Genomic DNA, 26593 nt, shown 5'->3' on the forward strand with positions numbered 1-26593 from the left:
AGTAGAGTGATAGGAACATTGGCATGGAGGGGAGGGAGGCGCATGAAGGGGATGAGAAGCATTAATGAAAAAGAGCAACTGGGCCAGAATAGCATTCTGCAATCTACTGAGGATGTGGAATATCTTGTTCGCAGTGTGCAAAAACTGTTGGAGGAGCCTGACGCAGTAATACAATATTGGGAAGTTGAACGCATCAATCCAGGGCTACTTAATTTCACCACATCAGGTATTTATCGAATTCGTGGAACGGCTACCGTAGTTGGAGGATCGCTGTCATGGTCACTTATTTTGAAATGTATTAAACCGGACTCAGCAGAGAAGGAAGATGTTACATACCATAACTATTGGAAAAGAGAAGCAGAGATCTTCTCATCAGGGCTACTCGATCATTTACCAGGGCGTATCATAGCTTCACATTGTTTCGCTATACAGGATAGACCGGATCAAACCATTGGGTTGTGGATGGAAGATGTGTCTGGTCACTCGAAGTGTGAACATGTCTGGCCTCTGGACGATTGGGGTTGGATTGCGGAACGCCTTGGTGAATTTCACGGAGCTTATCTCACGGAAACTTCACTACCCCAACAAGAATGGATCTGTCCGTATTGGCTCAAATCCTGGGTTAGGGGGTGTCGTCAGTATGCCCCTTCAATTCAAGAGCCTAAATTGGAAAGTGGACGTGGTGATGATGATACTGGAGCTAGAGGAAGGCATATCGGAGTAGGAGATTCTGTGAGGTATGCCAGTGGGGGAAGCAAACAGGAGCAGGCCCACTCGATCTGGCAGTGGTTCAACCAATATAGTGGGCAGATGGACAAGGTTATAAATTCACTAGACCCATTACCACGAGTTCTATCTCATCAGGATCTGGCGCAAGGCAATATATTTATGCCATCAGAACGTCTGGACGATAGCGTACTTACTCTCATTGATTGGCAATTCATGAGTAATTCTGGCGTTGGTGAAGAGTTAGGAAAGCTATTTGGGGTTAACGCAAGTTTGGGTCATATTGCAGAAGAGGACATATTGAGAGCTAAAGAGGAAATGTTCGATCGTTACATGTATGGACTTCGGACAGCAGGGTGGATAGGCGATGAAAGACTTGCAAGATATGGATACTGTGTCGCAGTTGCAGCTAGAAGTGTGTGGGAAGTTCCTGAGTGGTTGAAATGGGTGGATCAGTCATGTACTGCTTCAGATAGTAATGAGGAACTTGATCGGAAAATAAGTACCCGTGCCCGGATCATAACTATTCAGAAAGAGATGTCATTCGAAGCAGCTGAGCTGGCTCATGTTTTATTTAATCAGGAATAAGCCAATCCATATTCAACAAAATATCAGAATGCTCTTGAATACCCCCATGGGGTATGTTACTCTTAGAAAAGAACGAAAGAAAAGGGGTGTTCATGATGGATCATCAGAGCCATCCCGAGGAACCTTTGCAATCCTCCGTGTCAGATTCAACTGAAGCTTTAGGTACAGATCAAGAAGCGGTATCCTGTCATGCCGAGGGCAGTGACGGGAAGCATGTGCGTAAGAGTCACCATTCGCAGGAGATGAAGAGTAACCTGGTTTCTCGCTTGAACCGTGTGGAAGGTCAGATTCGCGGGATCAAGGGATTGATCGAGAAGGATACGTACTGTGATGATGTGCTGACGCAGATTGCGGCGGCTCAGTCTGCTCTCAATTCGGTAGGTAAGCTTTTGCTTGAAGGCCATATGAAGAGCTGTATCGTTGAGCGCATTCAGGCTGGTGAACATGAGGTTGTGGATGAACTGCTGGTTACGATGCGGAAGTTAATGAAGTAAGCTGAATTTATTTACCAATTCAAATCTATCATTTTAATATACCCCAAGGAGGAATTTACAATGTCTAATGTTACGTTAAGCGTTACAGGAATGTCTTGCAATCACTGTGTGAAGTCGGTTGAAGAGGCTGTGAAGAATGCTGGGGCGAATGGTCAGGTTGATCTGGCGGCGGGAACCGTAGCTGTGGAATATGACGAGCAGAAAGTAAATGTAGATCAGATCAAGGCTGCGATTGAAGATCAGGGGTACGATGTAGTCTAACCGCATCACAGGCTTAAACCGAACATGCTCATGGGCGAAAAAGAGGTCAATGGCCTTTTCCCACGAGCCAGGTTTAAGCCTAATTTTCTGTCTGATATATACCCCTTAGGGGTATGTTAATGCAACATACAATAAATTGAATCGATATGAAAGGAGCTGACATGATGGATAACTCAACAAGTAAACCAACGGACAGATCATCTCAACCCACACCAATGTCACCTATGGCAGACGCGCCAGGACTAAAGACAACACTGCACATCACGGGGATGACCTGTGCTGCGTGTTCGACCCGAGTGGAGAAGGGCTTGTCCCGTATGGAAGGGGTGCAGCAGGCCAATGTGAATTTGGCCATTGAACAGGCAACCGTTTCTTATGATCCGAAGACAATCAACGTGAATGCGTTGCGAGATAAGGTGGAAGCATTGGGCTACGGTACGGTGTCCGAATCCGTTGATCTGAACATCACGGGTATGACGTGTGCTGCTTGTTCTGCCCGGATCGAAAAAGGTCTTTCCCGACTACCGGGGGTATCTCAGGCGAATGTGAATCTGGCGCTGGAAACAGGGCATATCGAATATGCGACTGGCGCACTCAAACCTTCGGATATTACCGCCAAGATCAAGCAGATGGGCTACGGTGCTGAACTGCAATTGACGCAAGAAGAGACCAAATCGGTTCGTGAACGTGAGCTGCAACGCAAAAAGTGGAAATGGATGATATCTGCGTTGTTATCGATTCCTTTGCTGTGGGCAATGGTCGGGCATTTCTCGTTCACATCCGGAATCTATGTTCCTAAGCTGTTCATGAACCCTTGGTTTCAGCTGCTGCTGGCAACGCCGGTACAGTTCGTCATTGGGTGGCAGTTCTATGTGGGGGCGTACAAAGCATTACGTAACCGCAGCGCCAATATGGACGTTCTCGTCGCATTGGGTACCAGCGCAGCGTTCTTCTACAGTTTGTATTTGACGCTGTCCAGTGGGTACTTACCTTCTACAACCATGGATCATGGGGCAATGGGAACGAGCACAGCCGCCATGCCTTCGGTAGAACTCTATTATGAGACAAGTGCAATTCTAATAACGTTAATTTTACTTGGAAAATGGTTCGAAGCTGTGGCGAAAGGTCGCTCTTCACAGGCGATCAAAAGCCTGATTGAACTGGCTCCACGTGAAGCCCGTGTCATTCGTGATGGACAGGAAGTTATGGTTCCTGCCGCATATGTTGCGGTAGGCGACTTAGTTCTAGTGAAGCCGGGGGACAGCATCCCGGTAGATGGTATCGTTGAAGAGGGCCAATCCTCTGTGGACGAATCCATGCTAAGCGGAGAGAGCCTTCCCGTGGATAAAAAAACGGGAGATGCTGTCACAGGTGCTACGCTGAATAAAAACGGGGTATTACGACTGCGTGCGACCCGAGTGGGATCGGACACGGCTTTGTCCCAGATTATCAAAGTGGTGGAACAAGCTCAGGGCTCCAAAGCACCGATCCAGCGGATTGCCGATGTCATATCAGGTATATTTGTTCCGATTGTCGTGGGTATTGCGGCGCTGACATTCCTGATCTGGTATCTGTTTGCAAGTCCGGGTGACTTCGCTGGTTCCCTTGAAAAAGCGATTGCCGTGCTCGTTATTGCCTGTCCATGTGCATTGGGACTGGCAACGCCAACCTCCGTCATGGCTGGATCAGGACGTGCAGCTGAATATGGCATTCTGTTCAAAGGCGGTGAACATCTGGAGTCGGCACAACAGATTCAGACCGTGGTGCTCGACAAAACAGGTACAGTGACCCAGGGTAAACCGGTCCTTACCGATGTCGTTATGGCTCCAAATTGGACGGAATCGGATCTGCTTGAGCGTGTAGGAGCGGCTGAACAGAGTTCGGAGCATCCGCTGGCAGAGGCGATTGTTGCAGGTATCCGTGCCAAGGGTCTGGATCTGACCCCAACAGAGAAGTTCGAGAACATACCGGGATATGGTGTGCGAGCTTCATTAAAAGGGCAGGAAATTCTGGTCGGTACGCGGCGGTTACTTGCGGATGCACAGGTGAATGTCTCCGAGGAAACCGTTCAGCACATGAACCATCTGGAGGAGCAGGGACGTACAGCGATGCTGGTTGCAGTAGACGGTCAGTGGGCAGGGATCGTCGCTGTGGCTGACACCATCAAGGATACCTCTCGTGAAGCCATCGGTCGTCTTCAGGCGATGGGGATCGATGTTATCATGATTACGGGAGACAATGAGCGAACTGCTCGCGCTGTAGCAGAACAGGCAGGGATCGGTAAAGTTCTGGCTGAGGTTCTGCCGGAAGGCAAGGCTGCGGAAGTGAAGAAACTTCAGGAGAGTGGCCTGAAAGTCGCTATGGTAGGTGACGGGATTAATGATGCTCCGGCACTCGCCACAGCGGATATTGGGATGGCCATCGGAACAGGAACGGATGTAGCGATGGAAGCGGCAGATATTACGTTGATGCGTGGTGATCTGAACAGCATTGCAGATGCCATTGAGATGAGCCGGCGCACGATGGGTAACATCAAACAAAACCTGTTCTGGGCACTCGGATACAACGTTATTGGTATTCCCATTGCGGCAGTTGGCTTCTTGGCTCCATGGCTGGCAGGGGCTGCGATGGCGTTCAGCTCCGTGTCGGTTGTCCTGAATGCGCTGCGTCTGCAACGCATGAAGCTGAAGAGAAGTGAATAACTGACCTTTGTTTGGAGATATATTCAACGTCTCATTGTAATGAAGTGAGGAGAAATCAATGCGCGGTTCGCTGCGGCGGACCGTGTTTTTCTGTTGAGAAAATACGGTCTGAATCGCCAGAAAAGTAGGTCTGAAACGTTGGTATAAGTGTTCTTTTCTTTGGGAAAAGAATATCATAATGCCCATTTGTGAAAATGGATAAATTGTATTCATGAATAAAGCTTACGTTTTCTGAATTTTTCAAAAATCAGTTGACAATATGGTCATATTCACATAAAATTTAAACGATCGTTTGATTCAAACAATTGTTTAAATCAAATTAGAACTAATTGAGTAATGGAGGACACCTTTTATGTTGCAGGCATTACGTACATTGTTTAAAAAACCGCCAGTGATCGTGGGGATCGTAACAGCACTTATGTTCCAAGTGATCTTTAGCGTGATCTGGATGACCGCATATTCGGGAGTAAATGACCGTACGAAAGAATTGACGGTTGCGATTGTGAATGAGGATGGTGAAATGTCCAAAGGAATCGCAGATTCGCTCGCAGGAACACTGCCTTTCCACACCGTATCCAATCTGAGTGCGGCTGAAGCGTTGGATCAGCTGAATCATCACAAAGTACACATGGTGATGGATATCCCGGCTGGATTCAACGAATTGCTTCAGACGGCTGGCTCAACCGCTGAGATTAAATACACCATTAATGAAGCGAACCCGGTTACGATTAAAAGCATGATGCAAGGTGTATCACAAAGTGTGACAAACACGATTAACAAACAAGCTACAGCACAAGGGGTACAGACGGTGTTGACCGCTTCAGGCGCACCTGCGGATCAGGCAGCTGAAGCTGCTACGAACCTGACTACCCGAGTGGAAGGAACGACAACGTCCATCAACCCGGTTAACGGGATGAATAATCAGATGGTGCCAATGATGATGGTACTGGCTTCGTATGTAGGAGCCATGATCATGGGGATGAATCTCCAGACAGCGATGGGCATGTTGTCCTCTACCTATTCCCGCTTGACTTTGTTTGGCGCAAGAGTAGTCATTAACGTGGGTTCCGCATTGGTCGTTTCCTTGCTAGGATCATCATTGATCGTGGCATTGGGTGGACAAATTGAACAAGGATTCGTCGCATTTTGGTTGTTCCAGGCGCTCTTCCTGTGCACGTTCATGTTCTTCTCCCAGTTCTTCCTGATCTGCTTCGGACCGGCAGGAAGTCTGTTCAACATCATCTCACTGTCCTTGCAACTGGTATCCTCCGGTGCAATGGTACCGCGTGAATTGCTGAACAGCTTCTATAGCGGTATTGGGCAGTACCTGCCTGCAACATACGCCGTTCAGGGTATTCTGAGCGTACAATTGGGAGGCCCAGGAGTTCAGTCTGCTGCGGGCTCTATCGTGATTGTACTGTTGGTTGCCGTTGCTTTGTCACTGGTCGTGACGTTGTTGAAAAAACAACGCATGCCAGCTGGGGCACCAAGCCCGGCTCAAGCGGCGAACAACTAATACAGTCATATTATTGACTCATAGGATAGGACAAGCACCCCGATGATTTTCATCGGGGTGCTTGGTGTAATATAATAGACAGATAGATTACCTGACTACAGCCCTTGAGCTGGAGCAAATGAAATGAACGGACAAGAGGGAGCGGGACGGAATGACGGAACCGGAGTTGGATATCAAAACGAGGATACTGCTTGCAGCCAAGAAGCTTTTTGCACAGCAGGGGTATGACGGGACGAGCGTTCGTCAAATCTGTGATGAGGCGGGTGCGAATGTATCGCTGGTCTCATACCACTTTGGCGGAAAAGAAAAGGTGTTCGAGGCGTTATTCGAGCATTTTTTCCCTGGACATATGATGAACTCGCTGGCGGAAGAGTCCATGTCCTCGCCTGTGGAAGGTATCCGACGCATTATTGGTGAAGTTGTGAAGTTCACGATGACGGATCGGGAGATGAGCGATATTGTGCAGCTTGAAATTACACTGCGTACACATCGCACAGCTACCGTATTTCGTTTTCTGGACCCTGTCTGGACCCGTGTGAGGGAACTCCTGCAAGAAGGAAAAGACCAGGGATTGTTCCAGGTCGAGTCCGTGTCATATGCCATGCTTCAGGTTATGGGTGTGGCTTTGGCGCACAAACGGGCCAAGAATTCACGATTTGGCTTTGATTATCAAGATATGAATACAGACGAGCTCGCTGAGCAGACGATTGAGTTCGTACTTCGAGGATTGGGAGTGAACAGCCATGAATGAAACGATTGAGTTGATGATGAAACACCGCTCTGTACGCAAATTTAAGCCAGACCCGGTGAGTGATGAGCAGCTTGCAGCCATCGTAGCGGCTGGGCAGATGGCTTCCTCTTCAAGTAGTGTGCAAGCCTATACTGTGATTGCTGTGACGGACTTGGAGCAGAAAGCCAAGCTGGCTGAATTGGCAGGCAATCAGGCCTACGTCAATGAATGCCCTGTGTTTCTTGTATGGTGTGCTGATCTGTATCGGCTGAGTGATGCTGCGAAACGTCATCTTCCTGAGAAGGAATCGTATGCTGATTCCACAGAGAATTTCATGGTAGCCACAATTGATGCTGCACTGGCTTCCCAGAATGCTGCTCTTGCAGCTGAGTCACTTGGCTTTGGAATTGTATATATTGGCGGGCTTCGTACCCGGATTGAGGAAGTAGCCGAGCTGTTGGGATTGCCGGAGGGCGTATATCCGGTGTATGGCATGTGTATTGGTATTGCAGATCAGGAAACGGGAATTCGGCCACGTCTGCCACTTAATGCAGTGCTGCATCATAATCGCTATAATGCCGAGCAGAGCATCAAAGGTGTTGAGCAGTACGACGAGACAACGACGGCGTACATGAAAGAACGGACCAATGGTGAACGAACGACCCCATGGTCCGAACTGATGGCGAAGCGCCTGACTGAGCCAACACGGTTGCAAGTGAGACCGTTCCTGGAAGGCAAAGGATTCTTGAAGCGTTAAGTTGAACTGAAGGTAGTTACACTTGCCACTCCGATGACAGAACAACCTTCCGATCGCTGTTATCCCCGGATTTTTTGATCCAATTTTGTGAAGGTGAAAATCTAGTGATAGCGTATGCTTCCGAAGTAGCTTTCTTTCAGAAAGCTTTTAGGCGACCGCTCTGCTTCCTCAGGTTATTTCTATCCTCTACGTTCCTGTGTAAAAATTTAGTTCAACTGATATATATATATATATATAGTAAATTAGAAGTCAGTCGGTGGCGAAGCCGACTGGCTTCTTTGTGCTGTGCTTGCGCTACCAGATTGTACTTAAGTTAAGCCATAGAAACGCTTCGTATTCTGATAAAAGAGACGGGCGGCCCGTTCGGTTCCCATGCCGGTGATCTCACTCCATGCTTGAATGACCTGTCTGGTCATGGCCGGGTGTGTCATTCGTCCCTGAAATGGTCCTTCGAAGGGCCAAGGTCCGTCGGTCTCGGCCATCACTTGTTCCGATGGATACTGCCGGGCGAGTTCACGGATCTCTTCTTCATACCGAATATCCGGCGTGAAGGAGATGAAATAGCCATTGTCCGCCATACGCCTTATGGTTTGGCGAGATCCTTTGAACCAGTGGAAATGAGCGCGTCGGAATTGATATTTCTCCAGCAGATCACAGACGATATCCGCATCATCGTATACCGCATGAAGGACAAGTGGTTTGTTGTGCTTTTTGGCGAGTTGGATGAAACGTTCGAGCAGTTCGATATACCCGCTCTGATCGAAGTGCTGTCCTGCCTGCTCGGCTTCCATACGGTTGTAATAGGGAAGCCCAACTTCTCCTATGGCTATGGCTTGTCCCATATGCTTCTCAATCCATTGGAAGAACAGGTCCATTTCTGGAACGGAGGGCAGTTCCTGTTCCGGATGGAAACCGAAGGCCGGATAGATGGTGCCTGGATGTTGTTTTGCAAGCTCCAGATTGGCCTGGGCAGAAGCAAGATTCATGGACACGGCGATGACTGCTTCGACTTGCTGAGACGGGAAAGATAGCAGCATCTCACGCTGTTCATCAGGCGTATACTGATCGAAGTGAATATGAGCATCAATTAAGGGCGCGAAAGCTTGAGCATGCACGAGGGAATTCCTCCTTGTGTTCATTTATATTTTAACTATGTTACGCAGAATTTCTTATGGCGGATCACCCATTAAAGGAAAATAATAACTTAAAAAACCCGCGCTATTATGATAGGCGGGCTTTCTGCTGTTCTTCTCTCATCCACTGTGCAATCTGCCGTTTACGCTCAAGGAATGCGGACTCCTCCGTAATTTCTTCTCGTCTTGGGCGATCAAAAGGAACATGTACTTCGTGCAGCACCGTTGCAGGTCGGTTGGATAACACATAGACCCGATCGGCAAGCAGCAATGCTTCTTCGATGTTGTGGGTGATGAACAGCACCGAGCGGCGGTTCTGTTCCCAGATATCGAGCAGCCAGCGCTGCATGTCGCTACGTGTCAGGGCATCCAGCGCGCTGAAAGGTTCGTCCAGCAGCATCAGTTCCTGCGGACTGAGCAGGGCACGCAAAAAGGCAGCACGCTGCTGCATTCCGCCCGACAGCATATGAGGATAGGCCTGCTCAAACCCAGCAAGACCCACGCTGCTTAACCACTTTCGAGCCTCTGCAAGTGCTTCGGCCCGAGGGGGAGCGCTGGAAGCTACTTCACCAGCAAGTAGTACGTTATCTTCAATGGTACGCCAAGGGAAAAGAGCAGGCTGTTGTGGCATGTAACTGATCTTGCCACGTTGGCCGGTCACATTGAGATCATTCATCAGCACTTGCCCTTCCTGGGGCTTCAGCAGACCGCCGATGATATGGAACAGGGTGCTTTTGCCGCAGCCAGAAGGCCCAACAATAGCGACAAACTCGCCTTGCTCCACAGTCAGGGACAGGCCGTTCAGAACCGATAATCTGCTCCGTCGTTCGCGGAATGAGGCATGAACATTAACAACGTCCAGTGCAGGTGGAACAAGAGCAGGAGTAGCATTGGCAGGTTGATCAGGGGTAGCCGAGTGAAACTTTTCACCATGCTTGGGCTCCATTACGCTTGCTCCTCCTCTAGGCAGGACTTGTCCGTCCTGTTGCCGATTCATATGATCATCACTTCCTAATATACAGATTACATCTTTACTATCGCTTCTGTGGCCGCCAGCGCACGAGCAGCTTCTCCAGCAGCGCAATGAGCAGGAAGAGCAGCAAGCTGAGCGCGACAATAATCATGATCGCCACGAATAGGCGGTCCGTACGATAAGCTGACTTTTGCAGCATCATATAATAACCAATACCCTTGTCTGCACCAATCCATTCGGCGATGATGGCACCCATCACGCTATAGGTAGCGGCGATTTTGACACCGGAGAACACGGATGGCAGCGCATGGGGAAGCTCCAGCTTCCAGAAGATCTGATGACGTTTCGCACCAGCCATGCGCATATAGTTCATCATCGCTGCATCTGTACGGGTCAAGCCGTCCATGGCCGCCACTGCAACGGGGAAGAAACAGACCAGGATGATCGTAATCAGCTTGGGCAGCAGCCCGAATCCGAACCAGATTAAGAGGAGCGGTGCGAGCGCGATGGTCGGGATATTTTGACTAAGAATAAGTAAAGGATACAGGGCTGACTTGAGAAAAGGGACCAAATGCAGCACCATCGCAATCAGCAATCCGACCGCTGTGCCAGCCGCAAATCCGATCAGCGTTAACTGAATGGTTGCGGAGGCATGCATGCCAAGTCGCTCGGCCTGGGTTGTCGCTTCGCGGGCGATGTCGGACGGTGCAGGCAGCATCCATTTCTCAATATGGAACAGGGAGACGGCTCCCTGCCATATCGCTATAAAGAGAATAACCGCCACAATGGGCGGCCATACACTTTTGAAATAGGCAGGCATTAGCGATACTTCTCCGTCAGGGTATCCATGCTGAAGCCAGTAGGGCTATGGGCGATTTTGATCTGAGAGATGATGCTTGGGCTGCCAGCCTCTACGAGTACCTCGTGCATTTTACGGACAACCTCGAGCAGTTCTTCCAGTTCCCCCTCCATCGTGGTGTCGAGCGCGTTCACCTGATACTTCAGGCCAGATTGCTGAATAACTTCAATGGCACGATCTACGTAAGGATAAGAGTTCTCGCCATTTGGCGTTTTCGGAATAACCTGAATGCTAAGTAGTGTGCTTGCCATGAGAGATCACGGCTCCTTTCGTGATAAATTGCATGAATTGAACCAGATTTACACTTATAACTTCGATTGCAGTACCCTCTTCCGATCACTGTTATCCCCGGATTTCTTTAATGAATTCTAATGGAAGAAATCCGGGGATAGCATATGCTTCCGAAGGAGCTTTCTTTCAGAAAGCTTTTAGGTGGGCGCTTCGCTTCTTCAGATGGGTTCTGCACTCTTCGTTCTTGTGTGAAAAAGTTAAACTTAAGCAATTTTTATTGGGGTAAAAACTCGTTTGTATATGCTTTGCTCACATCGATCTGTTCATCCAGCAGTTGTTTGCTAAACATCCAGTCGGTGTAGTTCTGCCACACTTCCTGTTTTTGTTCACCCCAGCGTGGGGCGTCATCTGTGTACTTGGGACTGAGCCATTTCTGGCTTGCCAGTACCAATTCCTTGTCCAGATCCGGTACAGCTTTGATCAGAATGTTCGCTGCATCTTCGGGATGATCAATCGCGTATTGATATCCTTCGGAAGTGGCTTTCAAGAATGCTTTCACCAGCTCAGGATCGTTCTGAATCGTCTGCTCGTTCGTTACGAGGACAGGTGTGTAGTAATCCAGTGCATCTGAATAATCTTTCACATATAACATGTCGATCGGTTCTCCGCGCAGTTCGGCTTCAATACCCGTCCAAGCGTAGAAAATCCACGCGAAATCGATGTCCCGTTTGACTGCGGTGAAAAAGTCAGCGTCACCCATGTTAATGTTTTTCACTTTGGATACATCAGCTCCGTCGCCCTCCATAATGGATTGCATCACGGCTTCTTCAACAGGAGAGCCCCAACCGCCATAAGTTTTACCTTCAAAATCTTTGGGTGACTTGATATTTCGATCCGCCGGAGCAGCGAACCCGGATGTATTATGCTGAATAACTGCTGCAATGGAGACGAGTGGAACACCCTGTGTGCGGGCTTGAGTTACACTCTCCTGATAACTTACGCCAAAAGGCACTTCATTCGATGCAACCATCGTATCTGCTCCACCAGCACCTGGTTGAACAATCTCCACGTTCAAGCCTTCTGCCTTATAAAAACCTTGATCCACGGCCGCATACAGGCCGGTATGATTCGTATTCGGTGTCCAGTCGAGCACCACTCTAATATCTTTCAGAGCGGCAGTGTCACCTTCGTTGCTGCTTTCCGTATTCGTGCTGCCGTTCTGTTCTGCCGGGGCAGCTTCTTTGCCGCCACATGCGGCCACCGTCACCAGTAGTACGCATAAGAGCAACAATCCCATTGTTTTACGCCAATTCATTTTTGATTCTCTCCTTCGGTATGTCCGGCCGATTGGCACGGGTACTCCTTGGCTTCATATCCAATCATCTTGCATAAATCGACAGATTTATACCAGTTGGATCTGGATGACTTATTTTTGTTTCGATAAATAAAACAAAAAAAGCGTCCCGTAATCCGGGACGCGTGCAGGCGTTAGAGAGGTGGCGTTCAGCCATAGGGCTGTGCCATTTCGATATACTCCGATTCCTACGCTGGCATGATCCAGATCAGGTCTAAGGGTTAGTATCTTGGTGGGATACACTCTCAGCCGGCCAATTCCGACTCCCCTGGGAAACTATGAAGTTACGGGCATTACTAGGTGTAATTATAGGCCAGCGGGTGGAACGTGTCCAGTCAGGAACTGGATAGAGTGCGGTCGGAGTGGAGCATGCCATCCATCAAACGAATTACAGAGGTCATTATTGAACCGTCCTAACTGTCCACACTCCAGCTGAATTTCTCAACGTTGGAAGAATTCGATCCATTCTTTCTCCGGACCATAGATGAAGAAATAACGGTAACCGTTAGGCAGTGTGATGATTTCTCCATCGATAAATTCGGCTTCGGTGGCTTGGACGCGTTTGTACTCAGAATCAAGGTCATCTACATGGATGGCAAAATGGTGCACCGTACCTTCGGCAGGCAGCTTGTCGCTGTACCCTTGAATTAACTCTATTTCCGTCTCATTGCTTCCATTGAAGCCGAGGAAGGCAAGCTGAATGACGCCGTTTGTATGTGTCACCCGGTCTTTCAGTTCCAGTCCAACAACCTCCGTATAGAAACGGAGTGTGGTATCCAGATCACGAACGGCAATGCCGACGTGGTCGATGCGCTTTTGAAAACTCATCGTAGTAATCCCCCTTATGATCCGTGAATGTATTTTTGACCAACATTTCCCTAGCATATTAAGGAGTATGATAGTTGTATAAAACCTAGCTGTCAAGTAGGGATTAGTGATATGTACACGTGTGAAATTGAGCTGGAGTAACCATCTATTTATTATGTAGTTCACAGAATGTTCACTTATGTGGTGGGGTTCATCATCTCTATAATTACGAAGGTAAACAGAGAGGATGAGAGAATTGCCAACAAGCAAGAAGGAACAAATTATTTTCGGATTAATGATGTGTACAGGGATGGTCGTGGTCATGATGTTCTTCAATCTATGGCACAGTGGGTTACTCGGTAAGATGTCCCCGCTTGAAATAATGCTTCAATTCATATTGTGTTTTGTCATCGCGTTTCTGGTGGAATCCTTCATTGTTGGCCCTGTGGCGAGAAAGATTGCATTCTCCTTGCCTTTCGACAAGTCCAACAAGATTCTTGGTGTGCTCGCCATGTCATTTTTTATGGTAATTGGCATGGTTCTGATCATGTCCATGTATGGAATGATCTCGGCATATCTTGCGGATCAGTTAAGTGGGGGTTCCATATTCCGTACCTATCTTCAGACGATCGCTCGTAACTTCAGCTTGGCACTTCCATATCAGTTGATCGTTCTGGGGCCACTCGTCCGATATGTATTCGGTAAATTTATCAAGGATAACGGGCCCGTAATGCCTGTCGTTAACAAAAGTGTGTGATTCAGATGGGCCTAAAGTATTTCCTGGGCAATCTTGTGCAAAAGAATAGTTCGCATGATCACCTTTCATGAAAGGTGATTAGAGAGGAAAAGATAGGGCACTTCCCACCATGATAACAGTGCTAACGAATCGAGGACACCTTATTAGGCCAGTTTCTAGGGAATGAGAAATCTAACGAATCTCAGCGGCGTTATTATGCAAAAAACCTCCAACGAGACCTTGAATTTGAGATAATTAACTATAATAACGTCTCTAGGATTCGTTAGATTTCAAATATCCTGAAATGCAGATGAATAGCGTGTGCCAGGTTCGTTAGAATGGAATAACGCTACAAAAAAGATGTCCACTGTCAGGTCATGAAGGTGGGCATCTTGATGTATTTAATAGGTACTCTAATTCTGATTCTAATTCTCAGGACTGCATCAACACATAACTGTTAAGTTGCTGGATCTACGACATATTTGTTCTGCCATTGATATGTGATCACGCTAATGACAAGCAGGCCAACCGCAAAGATCGCAAGCATCCATGCAGACTGATTAACCGCCAGATGATCAAGACTCCACCCCGTCGTCAAAGGCAGAATGGCACCGCCAACCCCGCCTGAGGCAATCAAAATGCTGGGTGTGGATTCTTCGGTTCCAGGCAGCAGTTTACTGGCGAAGACAAGGGCAATGGAGAAAATTCCTGACATCGCAAGTCCAAGCAGCAAGATGATGAGAAACGCAGACCAGATTTGGTTCGTAAATGGAAATACCATTAACAAAAGAACAGACGCGAGACAACTGTACAGGACATACACGCGGTATTGGAATTTCTCTGCGATATACCCGGCGAAGAGTCTTCCCACAGACATGGCAATCCAGAAACAGGTGACGCTAAGCGCTGCTCCGGCTTCCTTCATGTTCATTTTCTCAATCAGGATCGCTGGCATGAAGTTCGCAAGACTCATCTCCGTGCCAACGTATAGGAAGAAGAACAGGACGAATAGTACTAGCAGAGTCAGGTTACGTCCGCGATAGGTTGGGCCGGATGAACTGGCAGGTGCGGTGTGCATCTCACCCGATGTTCCAGCAGAGTGCGTATGTACCGAAGCATGATTTGAACCTCGTCGATCCAGCACCTGGTCTAGCTCACCGAATGATCCTTTCGCCCAGAATATAAAGGTTAGTGCTGCGCAGATCGCAACAACGAGAAAGGAAAGGCGCCAGTATCCGGCAGCAATCAGACCACTGGCAATGAGCGGCATGACCATCGCCCCGATTCCGAATAACACTTCCAGTCGACTCATGGCAACGGCCGTATTGTCTTTGATTGCAGCGATGATAATGGTGCCAATGACAGCTTCAACCATTCCGAATCCGAAGCCGGCTGCGGGTGCGATGACGAACATCCAGCCCCATGGTGGCAACAGCATGTAGGATAATTCTGCAATACAGAGCAACCCTGTGGCGATTAACAGACCTCCCCGTTTACCGAAACGTCTGTTCAGCCATGGGGATAACAATACACCACCCAGGAATCCGGCAAATTGAGCGAAGATCAGCGTTCCGCCTTGGCTATAATCTTTGCCGTAATGTTCAAGTGCAACCGGTAGAATGGAACCGAGTACAACGTGTGCCAGTCCAATCAGGAAATAGGACAGACATCCGATCCACAGTAATTTTTTCATAACGAACTCCTTCTACTTATATACATAAATTGAGAATCAGAATAAAGCGTAATCATGGAGACAAAGTCTATCATAACAGGACATGTCAAGTTGTGCCATGAATTCCTGATCGATACATAAGGTTGCAATTTGGTCTGACGATCGTATATACTGAGACACAACAATTACAGATCGGACCATGCCGTTGAAGAGCATCCAACTCGGAGGCGTTTTCGCCAGGGGAGCGATATTTCCCCAAGTTAACCGGAACCGCCCGTTATCGCGGACCAAGAGGCTGGAAGCAGGATATCCTGATTCAGCAAGTTGGGTGGCACCGCGAGCAGAGCGCTCCTCGTCCCAAGGGATGAGGGCGCTCTTTGTATTTTTACAGCCAAAGGAGACGGTGACCATGTTAGAAATGAAATGGATTCGGGCACATGCAGAAGAGGTTCAGGCCGCAGCAGACGGGAAAAAAATCAAGATCAACATTCGTACATTGCTGGAGCGGGATGAAGAACGCAGAGCACTTTTGCAGGAATCGGAAGAAGGACGCAGATTGCGCAATACGTTATCCGCGGACATTGGCAGACTCATGCAAGCCGGGAATAGGGAACAGGCCGAGGGTTTGCGGGCACAGGTGAAACAGCTCAATGAACAGTTGGAACACGTGGAAGCTAGGCTTGCCCCTGTGCAGGAGGAAGTAACCAAGTTGCAATGGCTGGTACCCAATATCGTATCCCCGGATACCCCGAAAGGCACGTCGGACGCGGATAATGTGGAGGTACGACGTGTGGGAGAGGTGCCGACATTCGAGTATAACACCAAAGATCACGTGGAACTGGGGGAATTGCACGATCTCATCGATATTCCGCGCGGGGTGAAGATTGGCGGGACGCGAAGCTATGTATTGAAAGGTGCTGGCTTGCTACTGCACCGTGCTGTGCAGCAACTTGCGCTGGATCTGCTGCTGAAGCACGGGTTTACACCGATGGAAGTACCTCTGATGGTCAGGGAGGATGCGCTGGTGAACACCGGATTCTTCCCAACTGGTCGAGATCAGGTCTATGAACTTGAAGGGGAGAACAAGTGGCTCGTGGGAACTTCTGAAGTACCGCTGGTCTCGTATTATGCGGATGAGATTGTTGATGTTGCAGAGCCTGTGAAGCTGGCTGCGGTATCGACGTGTTTCCGCAGTGAAGTTGGCTCCGGCGGACGGGATGTACGCGGATTGTATCGTGTGCATCAGTTTGCCAAAGTTGAGCAGGTCATTCTCTGTGCCCCTGATGCGGAAGAATCGGAGCGCATGCTGCAAGAGATTACGGGACACGCGGAGGAATTGCTGCAATTACTGGAACTGCCGTATCGTGTTGTAGCCGTGTGTACCGGAGATATGTCGCAGAAAACGTACAAACAGTATGACATCGAGACATGGATGCCGAGCCGAGGTGCATATGGAGAAACCCATTCGTCGTCAAACCTGCATGATTTCCAGGCTCGCCGTTCGAACATTCGTTGCCTGGACGCCGAAGGCAAGTTGGCCTATTGTCACACCCTGAATAATACGGCGGTGGCATCGCCGCGTATCCTGATTCCGTTGCTTGAGAACCATCAGCAGGAGGATGGAAGCATCCGCGTTCCGGCAGCACTGCGGCCCTATATGGGCGGGGCCGAGAGCTTGATTTTGCCAGAGCAGGATGAAGTGAAGTAGAGAGGTTATGTGACTCTTTAGGAAGTAGAAAAGGGGATGTTCCACACGTCATGTTGCATGTGACGATGGACATCCCCTTTTAAACGGTAACACTATTTAACGAACCGATCTCCTACTATGTTGGGCTAAATTTAACTGGTCTGGTTAGTGCTTGGATCTAAGATATAGCTTACTGCCTTGATCACAAATTTCTTCTCTTATGTAAATAAATAAAATTATTTCTTACATGTTAATGCAGCTTCCATTCACGCTCGTTAATGATTTCAATTTGTCCAGATTCAAGGGCTTTTTTGAAACGATTGCGGGCTGTTTTCATCAATAGAACCATCTCGTCTTCAGGACGAATCTTGGTGGATGTCGAAGTGACAATAGCTTTCATACGTTTACGGTTATTTTTAGGTGAAACCATATCAAGCAAATTCTTTTCGATCATACATATCCCACCCCCATCTTTTAGGTTTATTAAAACAGTATTACGCGACCGTCCCATATTATACAATGAAAATCATGAATTGTTCCAACACTCCCACTTACGTTATTCAACTTTATGCAATTCGTATCCGATATAATATAATAGAAGTAAAATATTGGATTATGGGAGATGGAGATAGAGATGAATAGAATCAAACTGGCGCTTCGTGGCACGCTTGCTCTAATTATGGCATTAACAATATTGGTCCCTTCGTTGGCCTTGGCGGCTACCGGTGACGTGACATCGATTGAAATAACCAATAGCAGTCCGCAGAAGATGAGTGTCTCCGAAACCGCTGCGCTTCAGGTGATGGCAACGGTAGAAGGTTTTGATAACAAGCAGGATGTTACCGAAGGCGTGACATGGTCCACCAGTAATGCAACTGTAGCGACGATGGTGAAAGGCAAAGTCAAGGCTGTGGCCGCAGGCGAAGCAACCATTTTTGCAGAAGTAGACGGGGCTAAAGCCCAGTTGGTTGTGCAGGTGCAGGAGAAGATCAAAAGCATCAAAGCTTCACCGAACTCCTATAATTTTGTTAAAGGCAGTGAGAGCACCCTCCCGAAAGTAAGCATTACACGTGCGAATGGTAAGGAAGAGGATGTGACGTCTGAGATTGTGTGGTCCGTATCCACTCCTTCTGCTGTGCTGGAAAACGGTAAAATCAAAGGCGTTACACCCGGCAGAGTATTGCTGCAAGGCAAGTACGGAACAACGATTGTGAAAGTCCCTGTTGCTGTGACTGACGAAATTACCAAAGTCGAGGTCACTCCTGCCACAATGCAGCTAAACATCAAGAAGTCCAAGGCGTTGAAGGTTATCGGGACCTACGCGAACGGCAAAACCATTAACCTTTCGAAACAGGTCATATGGACCTCTTCCAATACAAATGTAGCTATCGTGAAAAATGGAGCAGTCAAGACGCTGACAGAAGGACAAGCGACCTTGACAGGAACTTATCAAAATCAGACAATAAAGGCAGAGGTTACCGTTGTACCTTTACTCAAAAAGCTGATTACAGGCCAGAAAAAACTCGTCTTGTCTCCACAGGGAAGTACAACGCTGAGTGTGATGGCCCAGTATGATACAGGCAAAACCACTGTTGTGACCAACAGTGCGGTATGGAGCAGCACAAAGCCGGGCGTAGCGACAGTAACAAATGGCAAGATTGTCGCTGTAGGTAAAGGTAAAACATCCATAACGGCCAAATGGGGTAACAAAAAAGTGACGGTTCCTGTTACGGTAAAATAAATATTTATATTAATGAAGTGCTTTGCATCAATTCAAAGATAAAATCAATACATGACACGTTAAAATCATCAATATCATCAAGGTAACAGACAACCAAGGGGCGTAGACATACGCTCCTTTTTGGATATATAGAAATTTAATGAGATCAAGGAGTGAGCTTGGTATGACAGATCCAATGCAACCGGAAAACTGGCCTGCCTGGGCGACAGAGTCGGTAGAGATTGCTCCGGCCAACCCCAATTGGGGCGCGCAGGCTCAAGAAGAAATCCGGCAACTCAAACGTCTTCTACAGCAGTTTAATATCCATCAATTCGAACATATCGGAAGCACGTCCATTCCAGGGTTACCCGCTAAACCCATTATTGATCTGATGGCAGAGGTACAGTCCTGGGATGACATGGATCTGATTGCGGATCAGCTGAATCCGTTGGGCTGGAACTACGTTCCGCCTGAACTGGATGGCAGGGAATATCGACGATTCTGGGTCAGGGTTAATGATGGCAAGAGAGCTGTGCACCTTCATCTTATGCGCCCAGGAGAGGAACGTTGGGATCGTCAAATTCGGTTTCGGGATGTTCTGAGAAAACGGCCAGATCTGGTGGAAGCTTACGCCGTCCTGAAGACGAAACTTGCTGACGAGAATAAGGAAGACAGGGAATCGTATACCGCTGCCAAAACGCAATTTATTTTACAAGTGCTTGATGAAGGCGTGTGATGGATTGAAAAGCGTACTTATCAGAGACAGGCTGATCTATTTCTTCGCAGTTATGTTGACCATGGCGGCAGGACTCGCATCCAGACACTTTGGTGAACGATTGCCGGATTGGGTGCATGAACATTCCGGAGACGCATTGTGGGCAGGACTGATTTATTTTGGAATACGCATGGTGTGGCCTCGTTCCAGCCTGGTATGGGCGATGAGTTTTAGCTGTATATTCAGCTGGATGATTGAGTTCTCACAGTTGATCCAGATGCCTTGGCTTATTGAGATACGCTCAACTGTATGGGGTGCTCTTATTCTGGGACATGGTTTTCTGGTGATCGATCTGATTCGATATATGGTCGGTATTCTGTGCATGGTGATAATAGATCGTTATTTCCTGAGAAATAAGATGGCTGGATCATGAACTCAATTTGAATCATGGAGGTGCCCTGAGTGAATGTAGAAAAACTTTTTGCCGAATCGCCCGAATTCGAAACACAGCGGTTAAAGCTGAGGCGCCTTGCGATGGATGATCTCGATGAATATTATGCATTTGCCTCTGATCCGCGAGTGAGTCAGCAGAGCTTATGGAACTGCCATGAGACGGCGGAGGATTCGATTCAATATATTCAGCGGGTGCTGGATAATTATGAACGGAAAACGGTCCATATCTGGGCTTTTATTTTAAAGGAAACAGAGACCTTGATCGGGAGGGGTGGCATCTTTCATATCAACGAACCCATGCAGAGTGCTGAACTGGGATACGCGATAGCCAGCAGTCAATGGGGCAAGGGACTCGCAGCAGAAGCGATGCAACCCATCGTGGATTATTGCTTTCGGGAATTGGACTGCAATCGGTTGGAGGGGAAATGTAATGCAGGCAACATAGGCTCTGCACGCGTAATGGAGAAGCTGGGCATGTCATACGAAGGTTTGCTACGCAAACAGTTGAAGATCAAAGGTGTATTTACAGATCAAAAAGTGTACTCCCGTATCCGGGATGATCTATAATACTTCCAATGACGCATAGGTTACATCGCAGAAATTGAAGGAGGCGGAACCATGATCTATAGTATTATTTCCCGTTCGTTGTGGGAGCAAGTGTCGAAGGGGACTGAGTATGCACCAGATAGCCTGGAGACAGACGGATTCATTCATTGTTCCACCAAGGAACAGATTCCATGGGTAGCCGGGCAATATTATGCAGGTCGTACAGATCTGGTATTGCTCAGTATTGATGAGAAAGCGTTAAAGCCGGAACTGGTGTATGAAGATCTCTACGAATTGAACGAACTATTTCCACATATCTATGGAGAGCTGAATCTGGATGCTGTTCGTAAAGTCATTCCATTTGAACCGAATGCAGACGGTACGTTCTCATTTCCTGAATAAAATAACATGTGACGTGTCTTTCTGAACGTAATCAGGCGACATCATACTTTTTCAAAAAGGCGGTTAGCGGATGGATATGAATCAGGTTTTTCTAGAGACGGCGGAGAAGCAATTTCTGTATTACAAGCAGCTCGGGGAAAAAGCTATGGCGCAACTGGATTCCGAGCAATTATTCCAATCCTGGAATGAAGACGCGAACAGCATTGCGGTTATCGTAAAACATCTATGGGGCAATATGCTGTCCCGTTGGACCGATGTACTGACAACAGATGGTGAGAAACCGTGGCGTGAACGGGATGCCGAATTCGTGAATGATATTGCTTCCCGGGAAGAGTTACTCGTCAAATGGGAGGAAGGCTGGAATTGTCTACTTGAAGCCATTCGTTCGTTTACCCCGGAACAATTGTCTCACATCATATACATTCGCAATGAAGGACACACCGTCATGGAGGCAATTATTCGGCAATTGGCGCATTATCCCTATCATGTAGGGCAGATTGTATTTGCCGCGAAAATGCTTAAAGAAACAGCTTGGGACAGTCTTTCGATTCCGAGAAACGGTTCAGATCAATATAATGGCGGCAAATTTGCCAAGCCGAAGGCACGAAAACATTTTACAGAAGACGAACTTCATATAAAAAAAGGTGAGGAACAACAATGACTCAAATTGCATTGATTCGCCATGGAAGCACAACGTGGAATAAGGAAAAACGTTCGCAGGGACAGACGGATAATCCGCTGGATCAGGAGGGCAGGGAACAGGCAGTATTACTTGCTGCGAGACTGGCCGAGGAATCCTGGGATGCTATCTATGCAAGTGACTTGGAACGTGCAAGTGAGACAGCCCGCATCATTGGTGACCGCTTGGGCGTTCAGGAGATTCATCTGGACCCTAGGCTTCGCGAGATGGGCGGAGGACAGGTCGAAGGAACGACGGAAGAGGAACGGTTAGCCAAGTGGGGAGCGGACTGGAGTACCCTGGATCTGGGACGGGAGCTTGCGGATGCAGGGACTGTTCGAGGCAGTGCGGTGCTTGAGGATATTGTACAGCAGCACCCCGATGGAAGAGTAATCGTTGTCAGTCACGGGGCCATCCTGCGGAATACACTGCGAGGTCTGGTGCCTGAACTGGATATCAGCGTGAAGCTGTCCAACACATCCATTACCCGGATCGCCAAGAAAGAGAATGTCTGGCAATGCGAACTGTACAATTGCAGCGTGCATTTGGATTCTTCCAGGGAGTCTCAATAGATGGATGCCCTGACGTTAGAACGCTAGCAAACTTAGTGGATAAGGGGGAGGTGGCACATGAGCGAATTGTCGTATTCATGGACGGAGGAGATTCTATCTCCATTGGGTGAGACAGCTGTTATCATCCATTGCGGGGAGCACTTGTCTGAAGCGGTGCAGCAGAGAGTGATGTCTGTATGTGCATTGCTGGAAAAAAGCACTTTGCCAGCCATGATCGAATGGGTGCCTTCTTACACGTCCGTTACACTATTTTATGATCCGTTCATCTCCCCGTACCCCGAGTTATGCCGCACTCTGCTTCAGCAGTTGAATCAAATGAAGGAATCCGTACAAGACAAGTCCAGAACGGTTACTATTCCTGTATGTTACGGTGGAGAGTGGGGGCCTGATCTGGACTATGTTGCCAGTGAGCATGGACTGACCGCAGAGGACGTTATTGCGATTCATACATCCGGGGAGTATCTCGTACATATGATTGGGTTTGCACCGGGTTTTCCGTATCTCGGCGGGTTGTCAGAACAGATTGCTACGCCCAGACGGGCAACGCCAAGGCTACGGGTTGAGGCGGGTACAATAGGTATTGGTGGCAAACAGACGGGAATCTATCCGGTGGACACACCCGGAGGATGGCAATGTATTGGTCGAACGCCACTCCGGTTGTTTCGGCCGGGTGAGAACATACCGAGTTTGCTGGCAGCAGGTGATCGGGTTCGATTTGAACAGATTACGATGCAGGACTATCTGGCGTTGAAGCGGAAGGAGGGCGAACGATAAGTATGGAAGTGATTCGCCCTGGTCTGTTATCTACCGTTCAGGATGAAGGCAGAACCGGCTATCGCCGGTATGGTATTCATCCTGGCGGGTTCATGGACACCTTTGCAGCCAGAGCAGCGAATATGCTTGTTGGTAACTCTCGTCATGCGGCAGTACTGGAGATGACGATGACGGGGCCAGAGCTTCAATTTCAGGAGAGCAAGCTTATCTCATTATGTGGAGCTGATTTGACGGCAACCGTGGATCATCTGCATGTACCTTTGTGGCGTCCTGTGCTGGTACGGGCTGGAAGTGTACTGAAGTTTGGCCAATGTCGTCATGGCTTGCACGGTTATCTGGCGTTTGCGGGTGGAATAGCTGTGCCTGAAGTGATGGGCAGTCGAAGTACAGACCTCAAGACAGGTCTTGGCGGTTTGGAAGGGAGAGCCCTGCGTGTGGCAGATCTGTTATCTACGGGTGAACCTTCTGACGAAGCGCAAGGTTGGATGCAGCGTATGGAAAAGCACGCAGAGAAGAGTGATCCGGGACGCCGAATATTGGCGCCTGCATGGTTCTTGTCTGAGCGTGAAAGACCTGACTATTACGGTCAACCTGTTATTCGTGTGATGGAGAGCAAGGATAGTTCGCTGTTCAGCGAGGGAAGTCTGGGACAATTTTATGCCGAAAAATACGTGATCACTTCACAATCCGATCGGATGGGCTATCGCTTGCAAGGCTCCAGACTGGAGCTGGATCAGCCGCTGGATCGGTTGTCTGAAGCCGTTACCTATGGGACGGTGCAAGTGCCTCCGGATGGGCAGCCGATCATCTTGATGGCAGACCATCAGACGATTGGAGGTTATCCTGTCATTGCACAGGTAGCTCAGGTGGATATGCCAATCCTGGCTCAAGCTAAGCCAGGAACCCGAATTGCTTTTAAACAAATTACGCATGATCAGGCCCGTCAGTTGTACATGGAACAGGAACGCAACATGCAGCTCATGGATAAGCTGATTCGCAGAAGAATGGCAGAAATGGAGGGCACTCAATGAATACCTTGAAAACCCTGGATATCAATTGTGATCTGGGCGAAAGTTATGGTATATATCGCACTTTATCGGACGAAGCCATTCTGCCCTTCATTACGTCTGCCAATATAGCCTGCGGGTTTCATGCAGGGGACCCGGCTACGATGCGACTGACGGTGGAGGGTGCATTGGAGCATCAGGTGGCCATTGGAGCCCACCCTGGGTTGCCGGATTTACAGGGGTTTGGCAGAAGACGTATGGACATTACACCACGGGAAGCATATGACATGGTGGTGTATCAGATTGGTGCACTGGATGCCGTTGCCCGGGCAAGTGGAGGTCGCATGCATCATGTGAAACCACACGGCGCCTTATACAATATGGCTGCAGAAGATGCGAAGCTTGCTGAAGCTATTGCCGAGGCGATCTATCAAGTACAGCCTGAACTGTATTTGTATGGTCTGGCAGGAAGTGAGCTGATTCATGCTGCGGATCGCATCGGTATGCGCAGTGTGAGCGAGGTATTTGCGGATCGAACGTATGGGGCGGATGGGAAGCTAACCCCTCGCAGCCAAGCCGGAGCCGTTATTGAAGAGTCGGGACAAGCGATTGCGCAAGTGCTCCAGATGGTGAAAGACGGCGTGGTTGTATCCACGGCTGGTACGAAAGTTCCCATTAAGGCTGAGACGGTCTGTATCCACGGTGACGGAGCAAACGCGTTGACATTTGCGCAAGAGATTCGTCGCGTACTGGAATCGGAAGGCATTAAATTATCTGCGCATACCACGGGATGATACCCATGTTCAGCAGAACAACAGTAGTATCAGGTTGTTCGGATTGAACTTTGAAATTTTGGAATGACAAGGAGTGAATGAACAGAATGAAACCCATACGCAACTCGGCGAAGGCCGTCATAGTGCAGGATGGTCGGTTGCTGGTTATCCGATTGGAAGACCAATATGGCACCGCTTATGTGTTTCCAGGTGGAGGACAGGAGAAGGGTGAAGAACTCAAGGATGCGGTCGCACGCGAATGTCTGGAGGAGATTGGTCAGGCCGTGAACGTGGGAGAGCTGTTACATATCCGGGAATATATCGGGAAAAATCATGAATTCGCCGAATGGGATGCAGATATCCACCAGGTTGAATTTTATTTTGCGTGCAGCCTGATCGATCCGGAGGCAACCGTTTTTGAAGGCTCCAATCCAGACGATCATCAGGTCGCCGTGGAACGGATTGCCCTTGAAGACCTGTCCCAGATTCGTTTATATCCAAAAACGATTGGCGAATTGCTGCTTCAATCAGACTCTTCCTCCATCTATCTTGGAGATTTGAATTAAATCAGCGATGAATAAATTTCGCACTAATCCCTTTATGTAAACATTTTTATAAAGAACTTTTCCAATTTTGTCACGTTAGCGTATCGGTTCATGGATTCACCATAGGTGAGGTGGGTACACTATAAGTACAGACGTATTACACTTAACGTAAGCTGACTGTATTTATACACATTAACGGAGCGGATAAAACCTAAAGAAACGAAGCCTGCAAAGTTAAGTACAGGTTTCTGTTTGAACTTTAGCTTACCCACTCCTCAAATTGGAAGAACAGTAGACGTAGTGAAGGGGACGGAATCGATTCTGAGGAAGCGAAGCATTCGCCTTTATCACCGGATTTTCCCTTTGAGAAAAGGGAATCAAAAAAAAATCTGGGGATAACAGCGATCCAAAGAACGATCCGTACCCGGAACGGCCGCCTACAAGAGTCCTTCCAATATACCCCCAAAACCGAAAGGAGCAGTTCCCATGAACCAGACTGAATTGGAACAAAACATTGTAAAAGCATTGGAAAACAACCCTTTTTGCAGCTTCTCCACTGTGGAGGATGGTAAACCGAAATCCCGCTATATGGCGCTTTTCAACGATGGACTGAACATTCATCTGGCAACGAACCGCCGTACACACAAAGTAGAGGAACTGGAGAATAATCCGAATGTTAGCCTACTACTTGGTTATGAGGCTGGTGGCTCCAAGGAAGTGGTTGAGATCGAAGGAACTTGTGAAGTGACGAAGAACGAAGGTTTGCGAGAACAAGTGTGGAACGACGAACTGAAGGCCTGGTTCGATGGACCTAACGATCCGAACTATGTCATTCTGGACATCACACCGGCTCGTATTGAGTATACGGGCAAAGACCATGAACACCACGTGTGGGAACAATAAGTCCAATATGAAAATAACCTCTGCGAATTAGCATCCTTATGCGGAAAACCGTGCAGATTTCAATTCAACCGTGAAAGCCTTCTAGGCTTCACGGTTTTTGTTGTGAATGAAGAACGCTGAACTGGATATAGTTGTAAGGTGCATGTAATATACGTATTTTGAAACAAACAAGCACTAAATACCTACTAAAATGTTGAAAAAAATGTCGAAATCACGCATGATAATGTAAACTCGGACTGATATGTGCGGGTAATGTAAAAAATAATGCTTTTCAATGG

General features: G+C 48.2%; 29 protein-coding genes and 1 riboswitch. Of the genes, 21 read left to right on the forward strand and 8 right to left on the reverse strand.

Features of this window, described 5'->3' with window-relative positions; all coding sequences use genetic code 11:
- Positions 1 to 42 precede the first annotated feature (42 nt).
- The 7 genes from MKX75_RS02205 to nfsA all read left to right on the forward strand — a co-directional run bounded on the left by MKX75_RS02205 (position 43) and on the right by nfsA (position 7774).
- Complete coding sequence (locus tag MKX75_RS02205) at positions 43 to 1314, forward strand: hypothetical protein (protein ID WP_339168221.1); 1272 nt, start codon at positions 43 to 45, stop codon at positions 1312 to 1314.
- A 95-nt stretch (positions 1315 to 1409) separates the two neighbouring features.
- A complete protein-coding gene (locus MKX75_RS02210) occupies positions 1410 to 1808 on the forward strand; it encodes a metal-sensitive transcriptional regulator (RefSeq protein WP_235599553.1) in 399 nt (132 codons plus the stop codon).
- Between the two features lie 60 nt (positions 1809 to 1868).
- The gene (locus MKX75_RS02215; protein WP_062837199.1) at positions 1869 to 2069 is read left to right on the forward strand and encodes a copper ion binding protein; all 201 of its coding nucleotides are present in this window, start codon (positions 1869 to 1871) and stop codon (positions 2067 to 2069) included.
- Between the two features lie 224 nt (positions 2070 to 2293).
- Positions 2294 to 4771, forward strand: a complete 2478-nt coding sequence (locus tag MKX75_RS02220) for a heavy metal translocating P-type ATPase (protein WP_339170299.1) — start codon at positions 2294 to 2296, stop codon at positions 4769 to 4771.
- Positions 4772 to 5123: 352 nt separating this feature from the next.
- Positions 5124 to 6287: an ABC transporter permease gene (locus MKX75_RS02225; RefSeq protein ID WP_339168223.1), complete on the forward strand. Its 1164-nt coding sequence runs from the start codon at positions 5124 to 5126 to the stop codon at positions 6285 to 6287.
- Between the two features lie 151 nt (positions 6288 to 6438).
- Positions 6439 to 7038 carry a TetR family transcriptional regulator gene (locus tag MKX75_RS02230; protein ID WP_062837201.1) on the forward strand — a complete coding sequence of 200 codons (600 nt, stop codon included), beginning with the start codon at positions 6439 to 6441 and terminating at the stop codon, positions 7036 to 7038.
- Positions 7031 to 7774, forward strand: coding sequence for an oxygen-insensitive NADPH nitroreductase (gene nfsA, locus MKX75_RS02235; protein WP_339168224.1), 744 nt, complete (start codon positions 7031 to 7033; stop codon positions 7772 to 7774). Before MKX75_RS02230 ends, nfsA begins: the two co-directional genes overlap by 8 nt.
- A gap of 308 nt (positions 7775 to 8082) precedes the next feature.
- Here nfsA and MKX75_RS02240 read toward each other — a convergent pair whose 3' ends face one another.
- From MKX75_RS02240 to MKX75_RS02265, 6 genes are all read right to left on the reverse strand, one after another.
- Entirely contained in the window at positions 8083 to 8913 is an 831-nt protein-coding gene (locus MKX75_RS02240) for a TatD family hydrolase (RefSeq protein WP_339168226.1), read from the reverse strand.
- Between the two features lie 82 nt (positions 8914 to 8995).
- Positions 8996 to 9904 carry an ABC transporter ATP-binding protein gene (locus tag MKX75_RS02245; protein WP_339168227.1) on the reverse strand — a complete coding sequence of 303 codons (909 nt, stop codon included), beginning with the start codon at positions 9902 to 9904 and terminating at the stop codon, positions 8996 to 8998.
- 37 nt (positions 9905 to 9941) lie between these two features.
- The gene (locus tag MKX75_RS02250) at positions 9942 to 10700 is read right to left on the reverse strand and encodes an ABC transporter permease (protein WP_339168228.1); all 759 of its coding nucleotides are present in this window, start codon (positions 10698 to 10700) and stop codon (positions 9942 to 9944) included.
- Positions 10700 to 10990, reverse strand: coding sequence for a thiamine-binding protein (locus MKX75_RS02255; protein WP_017690996.1), 291 nt, complete (start codon positions 10988 to 10990; stop codon positions 10700 to 10702). Before MKX75_RS02255 ends, MKX75_RS02250 begins: the two co-directional genes overlap by 1 nt.
- Positions 10991 to 11244: 254 nt before the next feature.
- Positions 11245 to 12285 carry an ABC transporter substrate-binding protein gene (locus tag MKX75_RS02260; RefSeq protein WP_339168229.1) on the reverse strand — a complete coding sequence of 347 codons (1041 nt, stop codon included), beginning with the start codon at positions 12283 to 12285 and terminating at the stop codon, positions 11245 to 11247.
- 206 nt (positions 12286 to 12491) lie between these two features.
- Positions 12492 to 12604, reverse strand: a riboswitch (TPP riboswitch).
- Between the two features lie 161 nt (positions 12605 to 12765).
- Positions 12766 to 13152, reverse strand: a complete 387-nt coding sequence (locus MKX75_RS02265) for a VOC family protein (protein ID WP_339168231.1) — start codon at positions 13150 to 13152, stop codon at positions 12766 to 12768.
- A gap of 226 nt (positions 13153 to 13378) precedes the next feature.
- Here MKX75_RS02265 and MKX75_RS02270 point away from each other — a divergent pair, with 226 nt between their 5' ends.
- On the forward strand, positions 13379 to 13888 hold the full coding sequence (locus MKX75_RS02270) for a hypothetical protein (protein ID WP_339168232.1): 510 nt from the start codon (positions 13379 to 13381) through the stop codon (positions 13886 to 13888).
- A 436-nt stretch (positions 13889 to 14324) separates the two neighbouring features.
- On the opposite strand, the gene MKX75_RS02275 is transcribed toward MKX75_RS02270, so the two are convergent.
- A complete protein-coding gene (locus tag MKX75_RS02275) occupies positions 14325 to 15560 on the reverse strand; it encodes an MFS transporter (RefSeq protein ID WP_339168233.1) in 1236 nt (411 codons plus the stop codon).
- 388 nt (positions 15561 to 15948) lie between these two features.
- Between MKX75_RS02275 and serS the strand changes: the two genes are divergently transcribed.
- Positions 15949 to 17247 carry a serine--tRNA ligase gene (serS, locus tag MKX75_RS02280; RefSeq protein WP_339168235.1) on the forward strand — a complete coding sequence of 433 codons (1299 nt, stop codon included), beginning with the start codon at positions 15949 to 15951 and terminating at the stop codon, positions 17245 to 17247.
- A 229-nt stretch (positions 17248 to 17476) separates the two neighbouring features.
- On the opposite strand, the gene MKX75_RS02285 is transcribed toward serS, so the two are convergent.
- Complete coding sequence (locus MKX75_RS02285) at positions 17477 to 17680, reverse strand: hypothetical protein (protein WP_062837211.1); 204 nt, start codon at positions 17678 to 17680, stop codon at positions 17477 to 17479.
- 180 nt (positions 17681 to 17860) lie between these two features.
- Here MKX75_RS02285 and MKX75_RS02290 point away from each other — a divergent pair, with 180 nt between their 5' ends.
- The 12 genes from MKX75_RS02290 to MKX75_RS02345 all read left to right on the forward strand — a co-directional run bounded on the left by MKX75_RS02290 (position 17861) and on the right by MKX75_RS02345 (position 26315).
- A complete protein-coding gene (locus MKX75_RS02290) occupies positions 17861 to 18967 on the forward strand; it encodes an Ig-like domain-containing protein (protein ID WP_339168238.1) in 1107 nt (368 codons plus the stop codon).
- Positions 18968 to 19130: 163 nt separating this feature from the next.
- Entirely contained in the window at positions 19131 to 19682 is a 552-nt protein-coding gene (locus MKX75_RS02295) for a GrpB family protein (protein WP_339168240.1), read from the forward strand.
- Positions 19683 to 19686: 4 nt separating this feature from the next.
- The gene (locus tag MKX75_RS02300; RefSeq protein ID WP_339168241.1) at positions 19687 to 20094 is read left to right on the forward strand and encodes a DUF2809 domain-containing protein; all 408 of its coding nucleotides are present in this window, start codon (positions 19687 to 19689) and stop codon (positions 20092 to 20094) included.
- Between the two features lie 29 nt (positions 20095 to 20123).
- The gene (locus tag MKX75_RS02305) at positions 20124 to 20681 is read left to right on the forward strand and encodes a GNAT family N-acetyltransferase (RefSeq protein WP_076332648.1); all 558 of its coding nucleotides are present in this window, start codon (positions 20124 to 20126) and stop codon (positions 20679 to 20681) included.
- Positions 20682 to 20732: 51 nt separating this feature from the next.
- Positions 20733 to 21062 (forward strand): DUF952 domain-containing protein, encoded by a 330-nt coding sequence (locus MKX75_RS02310; RefSeq protein ID WP_062837216.1) that lies wholly within the window; start codon positions 20733 to 20735, stop codon positions 21060 to 21062.
- Positions 21063 to 21132: 70 nt separating this feature from the next.
- On the forward strand, positions 21133 to 21723 hold the full coding sequence (locus tag MKX75_RS02315) for a DUF1572 family protein (protein WP_339168243.1): 591 nt from the start codon (positions 21133 to 21135) through the stop codon (positions 21721 to 21723).
- Positions 21720 to 22313: a histidine phosphatase family protein gene (locus tag MKX75_RS02320; protein ID WP_339168245.1), complete on the forward strand. Its 594-nt coding sequence runs from the start codon at positions 21720 to 21722 to the stop codon at positions 22311 to 22313. Before MKX75_RS02315 ends, MKX75_RS02320 begins: the two co-directional genes overlap by 4 nt.
- 57 nt (positions 22314 to 22370) lie before the next feature.
- Complete coding sequence (gene pxpB / locus MKX75_RS02325; RefSeq protein WP_339168248.1) at positions 22371 to 23087, forward strand: 5-oxoprolinase subunit PxpB; 717 nt, start codon at positions 22371 to 22373, stop codon at positions 23085 to 23087.
- A gap of 2 nt (positions 23088 to 23089) precedes the next feature.
- A complete protein-coding gene (locus MKX75_RS02330) occupies positions 23090 to 24118 on the forward strand; it encodes a biotin-dependent carboxyltransferase family protein (RefSeq protein WP_339168249.1) in 1029 nt (342 codons plus the stop codon).
- Between the two features lie 5 nt (positions 24119 to 24123).
- Positions 24124 to 24888 carry a 5-oxoprolinase subunit PxpA gene (locus tag MKX75_RS02335; RefSeq protein ID WP_339170302.1) on the forward strand — a complete coding sequence of 255 codons (765 nt, stop codon included), beginning with the start codon at positions 24124 to 24126 and terminating at the stop codon, positions 24886 to 24888.
- Between the two features lie 86 nt (positions 24889 to 24974).
- Positions 24975 to 25433 (forward strand): NUDIX domain-containing protein, encoded by a 459-nt coding sequence (locus tag MKX75_RS02340; protein ID WP_339168250.1) that lies wholly within the window; start codon positions 24975 to 24977, stop codon positions 25431 to 25433.
- A gap of 465 nt (positions 25434 to 25898) precedes the next feature.
- Positions 25899 to 26315: a pyridoxamine 5'-phosphate oxidase family protein gene (locus MKX75_RS02345; protein ID WP_062837223.1), complete on the forward strand. Its 417-nt coding sequence runs from the start codon at positions 25899 to 25901 to the stop codon at positions 26313 to 26315.
- The last annotated feature ends 278 nt before the right edge of the window (positions 26316 to 26593 follow it).

It is taken from the genome of Paenibacillus sp. FSL R5-0341 (assembly GCF_037975235.1).
In the GTDB taxonomy this organism is placed as follows: Bacteria; Bacillota; Bacilli; order Paenibacillales; family Paenibacillaceae; genus Paenibacillus; species Paenibacillus amylolyticus_A.

Excerpts from the sequence above, each read along its gene's own strand:
- MKX75_RS02265 (WP_339168231.1), bottom strand. The coding sequence starts at position 13,152 with ATGAGTTTTCAAAAGCGCATCGACCACGTCGGCATTGCCGTTCGTGAT.
- MKX75_RS02275 (WP_339168233.1), bottom strand. The coding sequence starts at position 15,560 with ATGAAAAAATTACTGTGGATCGGATGTCTGTCCTATTTCCTGATTGGA.
- MKX75_RS02225 (WP_339168223.1), top strand. The coding sequence starts at position 5,124 with ATGTTGCAGGCATTACGTACATTGTTTAAAAAACCGCCAGTGATCGTG.
- MKX75_RS02250 (WP_339168228.1), bottom strand. The coding sequence starts at position 10,700 with ATGCCTGCCTATTTCAAAAGTGTATGGCCGCCCATTGTGGCGGTTATT.
- MKX75_RS02240 (WP_339168226.1), bottom strand. The coding sequence starts at position 8,913 with ATGAACACAAGGAGGAATTCCCTCGTGCATGCTCAAGCTTTCGCGCCC.
- MKX75_RS02255 (WP_017690996.1), bottom strand. The coding sequence starts at position 10,990 with ATGGCAAGCACACTACTTAGCATTCAGGTTATTCCGAAAACGCCAAAT.
- MKX75_RS02295 (WP_339168240.1), top strand. The coding sequence starts at position 19,131 with ATGACAGATCCAATGCAACCGGAAAACTGGCCTGCCTGGGCGACAGAG.
- MKX75_RS02245 (WP_339168227.1), bottom strand. The coding sequence starts at position 9,904 with ATGAATCGGCAACAGGACGGACAAGTCCTGCCTAGAGGAGGAGCAAGC.
- MKX75_RS02220 (WP_339170299.1), top strand. The coding sequence starts at position 2,294 with ATGGCAGACGCGCCAGGACTAAAGACAACACTGCACATCACGGGGATG.
- pxpB (WP_339168248.1), top strand. The coding sequence starts at position 22,371 with ATGAGCGAATTGTCGTATTCATGGACGGAGGAGATTCTATCTCCATTG.
- MKX75_RS02340 (WP_339168250.1), top strand. The coding sequence starts at position 24,975 with ATGAAACCCATACGCAACTCGGCGAAGGCCGTCATAGTGCAGGATGGT.
- MKX75_RS02210 (WP_235599553.1), top strand. The coding sequence starts at position 1,410 with ATGGATCATCAGAGCCATCCCGAGGAACCTTTGCAATCCTCCGTGTCA.
- MKX75_RS02270 (WP_339168232.1), top strand. The coding sequence starts at position 13,379 with ATGAGAGAATTGCCAACAAGCAAGAAGGAACAAATTATTTTCGGATTA.
- MKX75_RS02230 (WP_062837201.1), top strand. The coding sequence starts at position 6,439 with ATGACGGAACCGGAGTTGGATATCAAAACGAGGATACTGCTTGCAGCC.
- nfsA (WP_339168224.1), top strand. The coding sequence starts at position 7,031 with ATGAATGAAACGATTGAGTTGATGATGAAACACCGCTCTGTACGCAAA.
- MKX75_RS02320 (WP_339168245.1), top strand. The coding sequence starts at position 21,720 with ATGACTCAAATTGCATTGATTCGCCATGGAAGCACAACGTGGAATAAG.
- MKX75_RS02315 (WP_339168243.1), top strand. The coding sequence starts at position 21,133 with ATGGATATGAATCAGGTTTTTCTAGAGACGGCGGAGAAGCAATTTCTG.
- MKX75_RS02260 (WP_339168229.1), bottom strand. The coding sequence starts at position 12,285 with ATGAATTGGCGTAAAACAATGGGATTGTTGCTCTTATGCGTACTACTG.
- MKX75_RS02215 (WP_062837199.1), top strand. The coding sequence starts at position 1,869 with ATGTCTAATGTTACGTTAAGCGTTACAGGAATGTCTTGCAATCACTGT.
- MKX75_RS02330 (WP_339168249.1), top strand. The coding sequence starts at position 23,090 with ATGGAAGTGATTCGCCCTGGTCTGTTATCTACCGTTCAGGATGAAGGC.
- MKX75_RS02285 (WP_062837211.1), bottom strand. The coding sequence starts at position 17,680 with ATGATCGAAAAGAATTTGCTTGATATGGTTTCACCTAAAAATAACCGT.
- MKX75_RS02310 (WP_062837216.1), top strand. The coding sequence starts at position 20,733 with ATGATCTATAGTATTATTTCCCGTTCGTTGTGGGAGCAAGTGTCGAAG.
- MKX75_RS02345 (WP_062837223.1), top strand. The coding sequence starts at position 25,899 with ATGAACCAGACTGAATTGGAACAAAACATTGTAAAAGCATTGGAAAAC.
- MKX75_RS02205 (WP_339168221.1), top strand. The coding sequence starts at position 43 with ATGAAGGGGATGAGAAGCATTAATGAAAAAGAGCAACTGGGCCAGAAT.
- MKX75_RS02290 (WP_339168238.1), top strand. The coding sequence starts at position 17,861 with ATGAATAGAATCAAACTGGCGCTTCGTGGCACGCTTGCTCTAATTATG.
- serS (WP_339168235.1), top strand. The coding sequence starts at position 15,949 with ATGTTAGAAATGAAATGGATTCGGGCACATGCAGAAGAGGTTCAGGCC.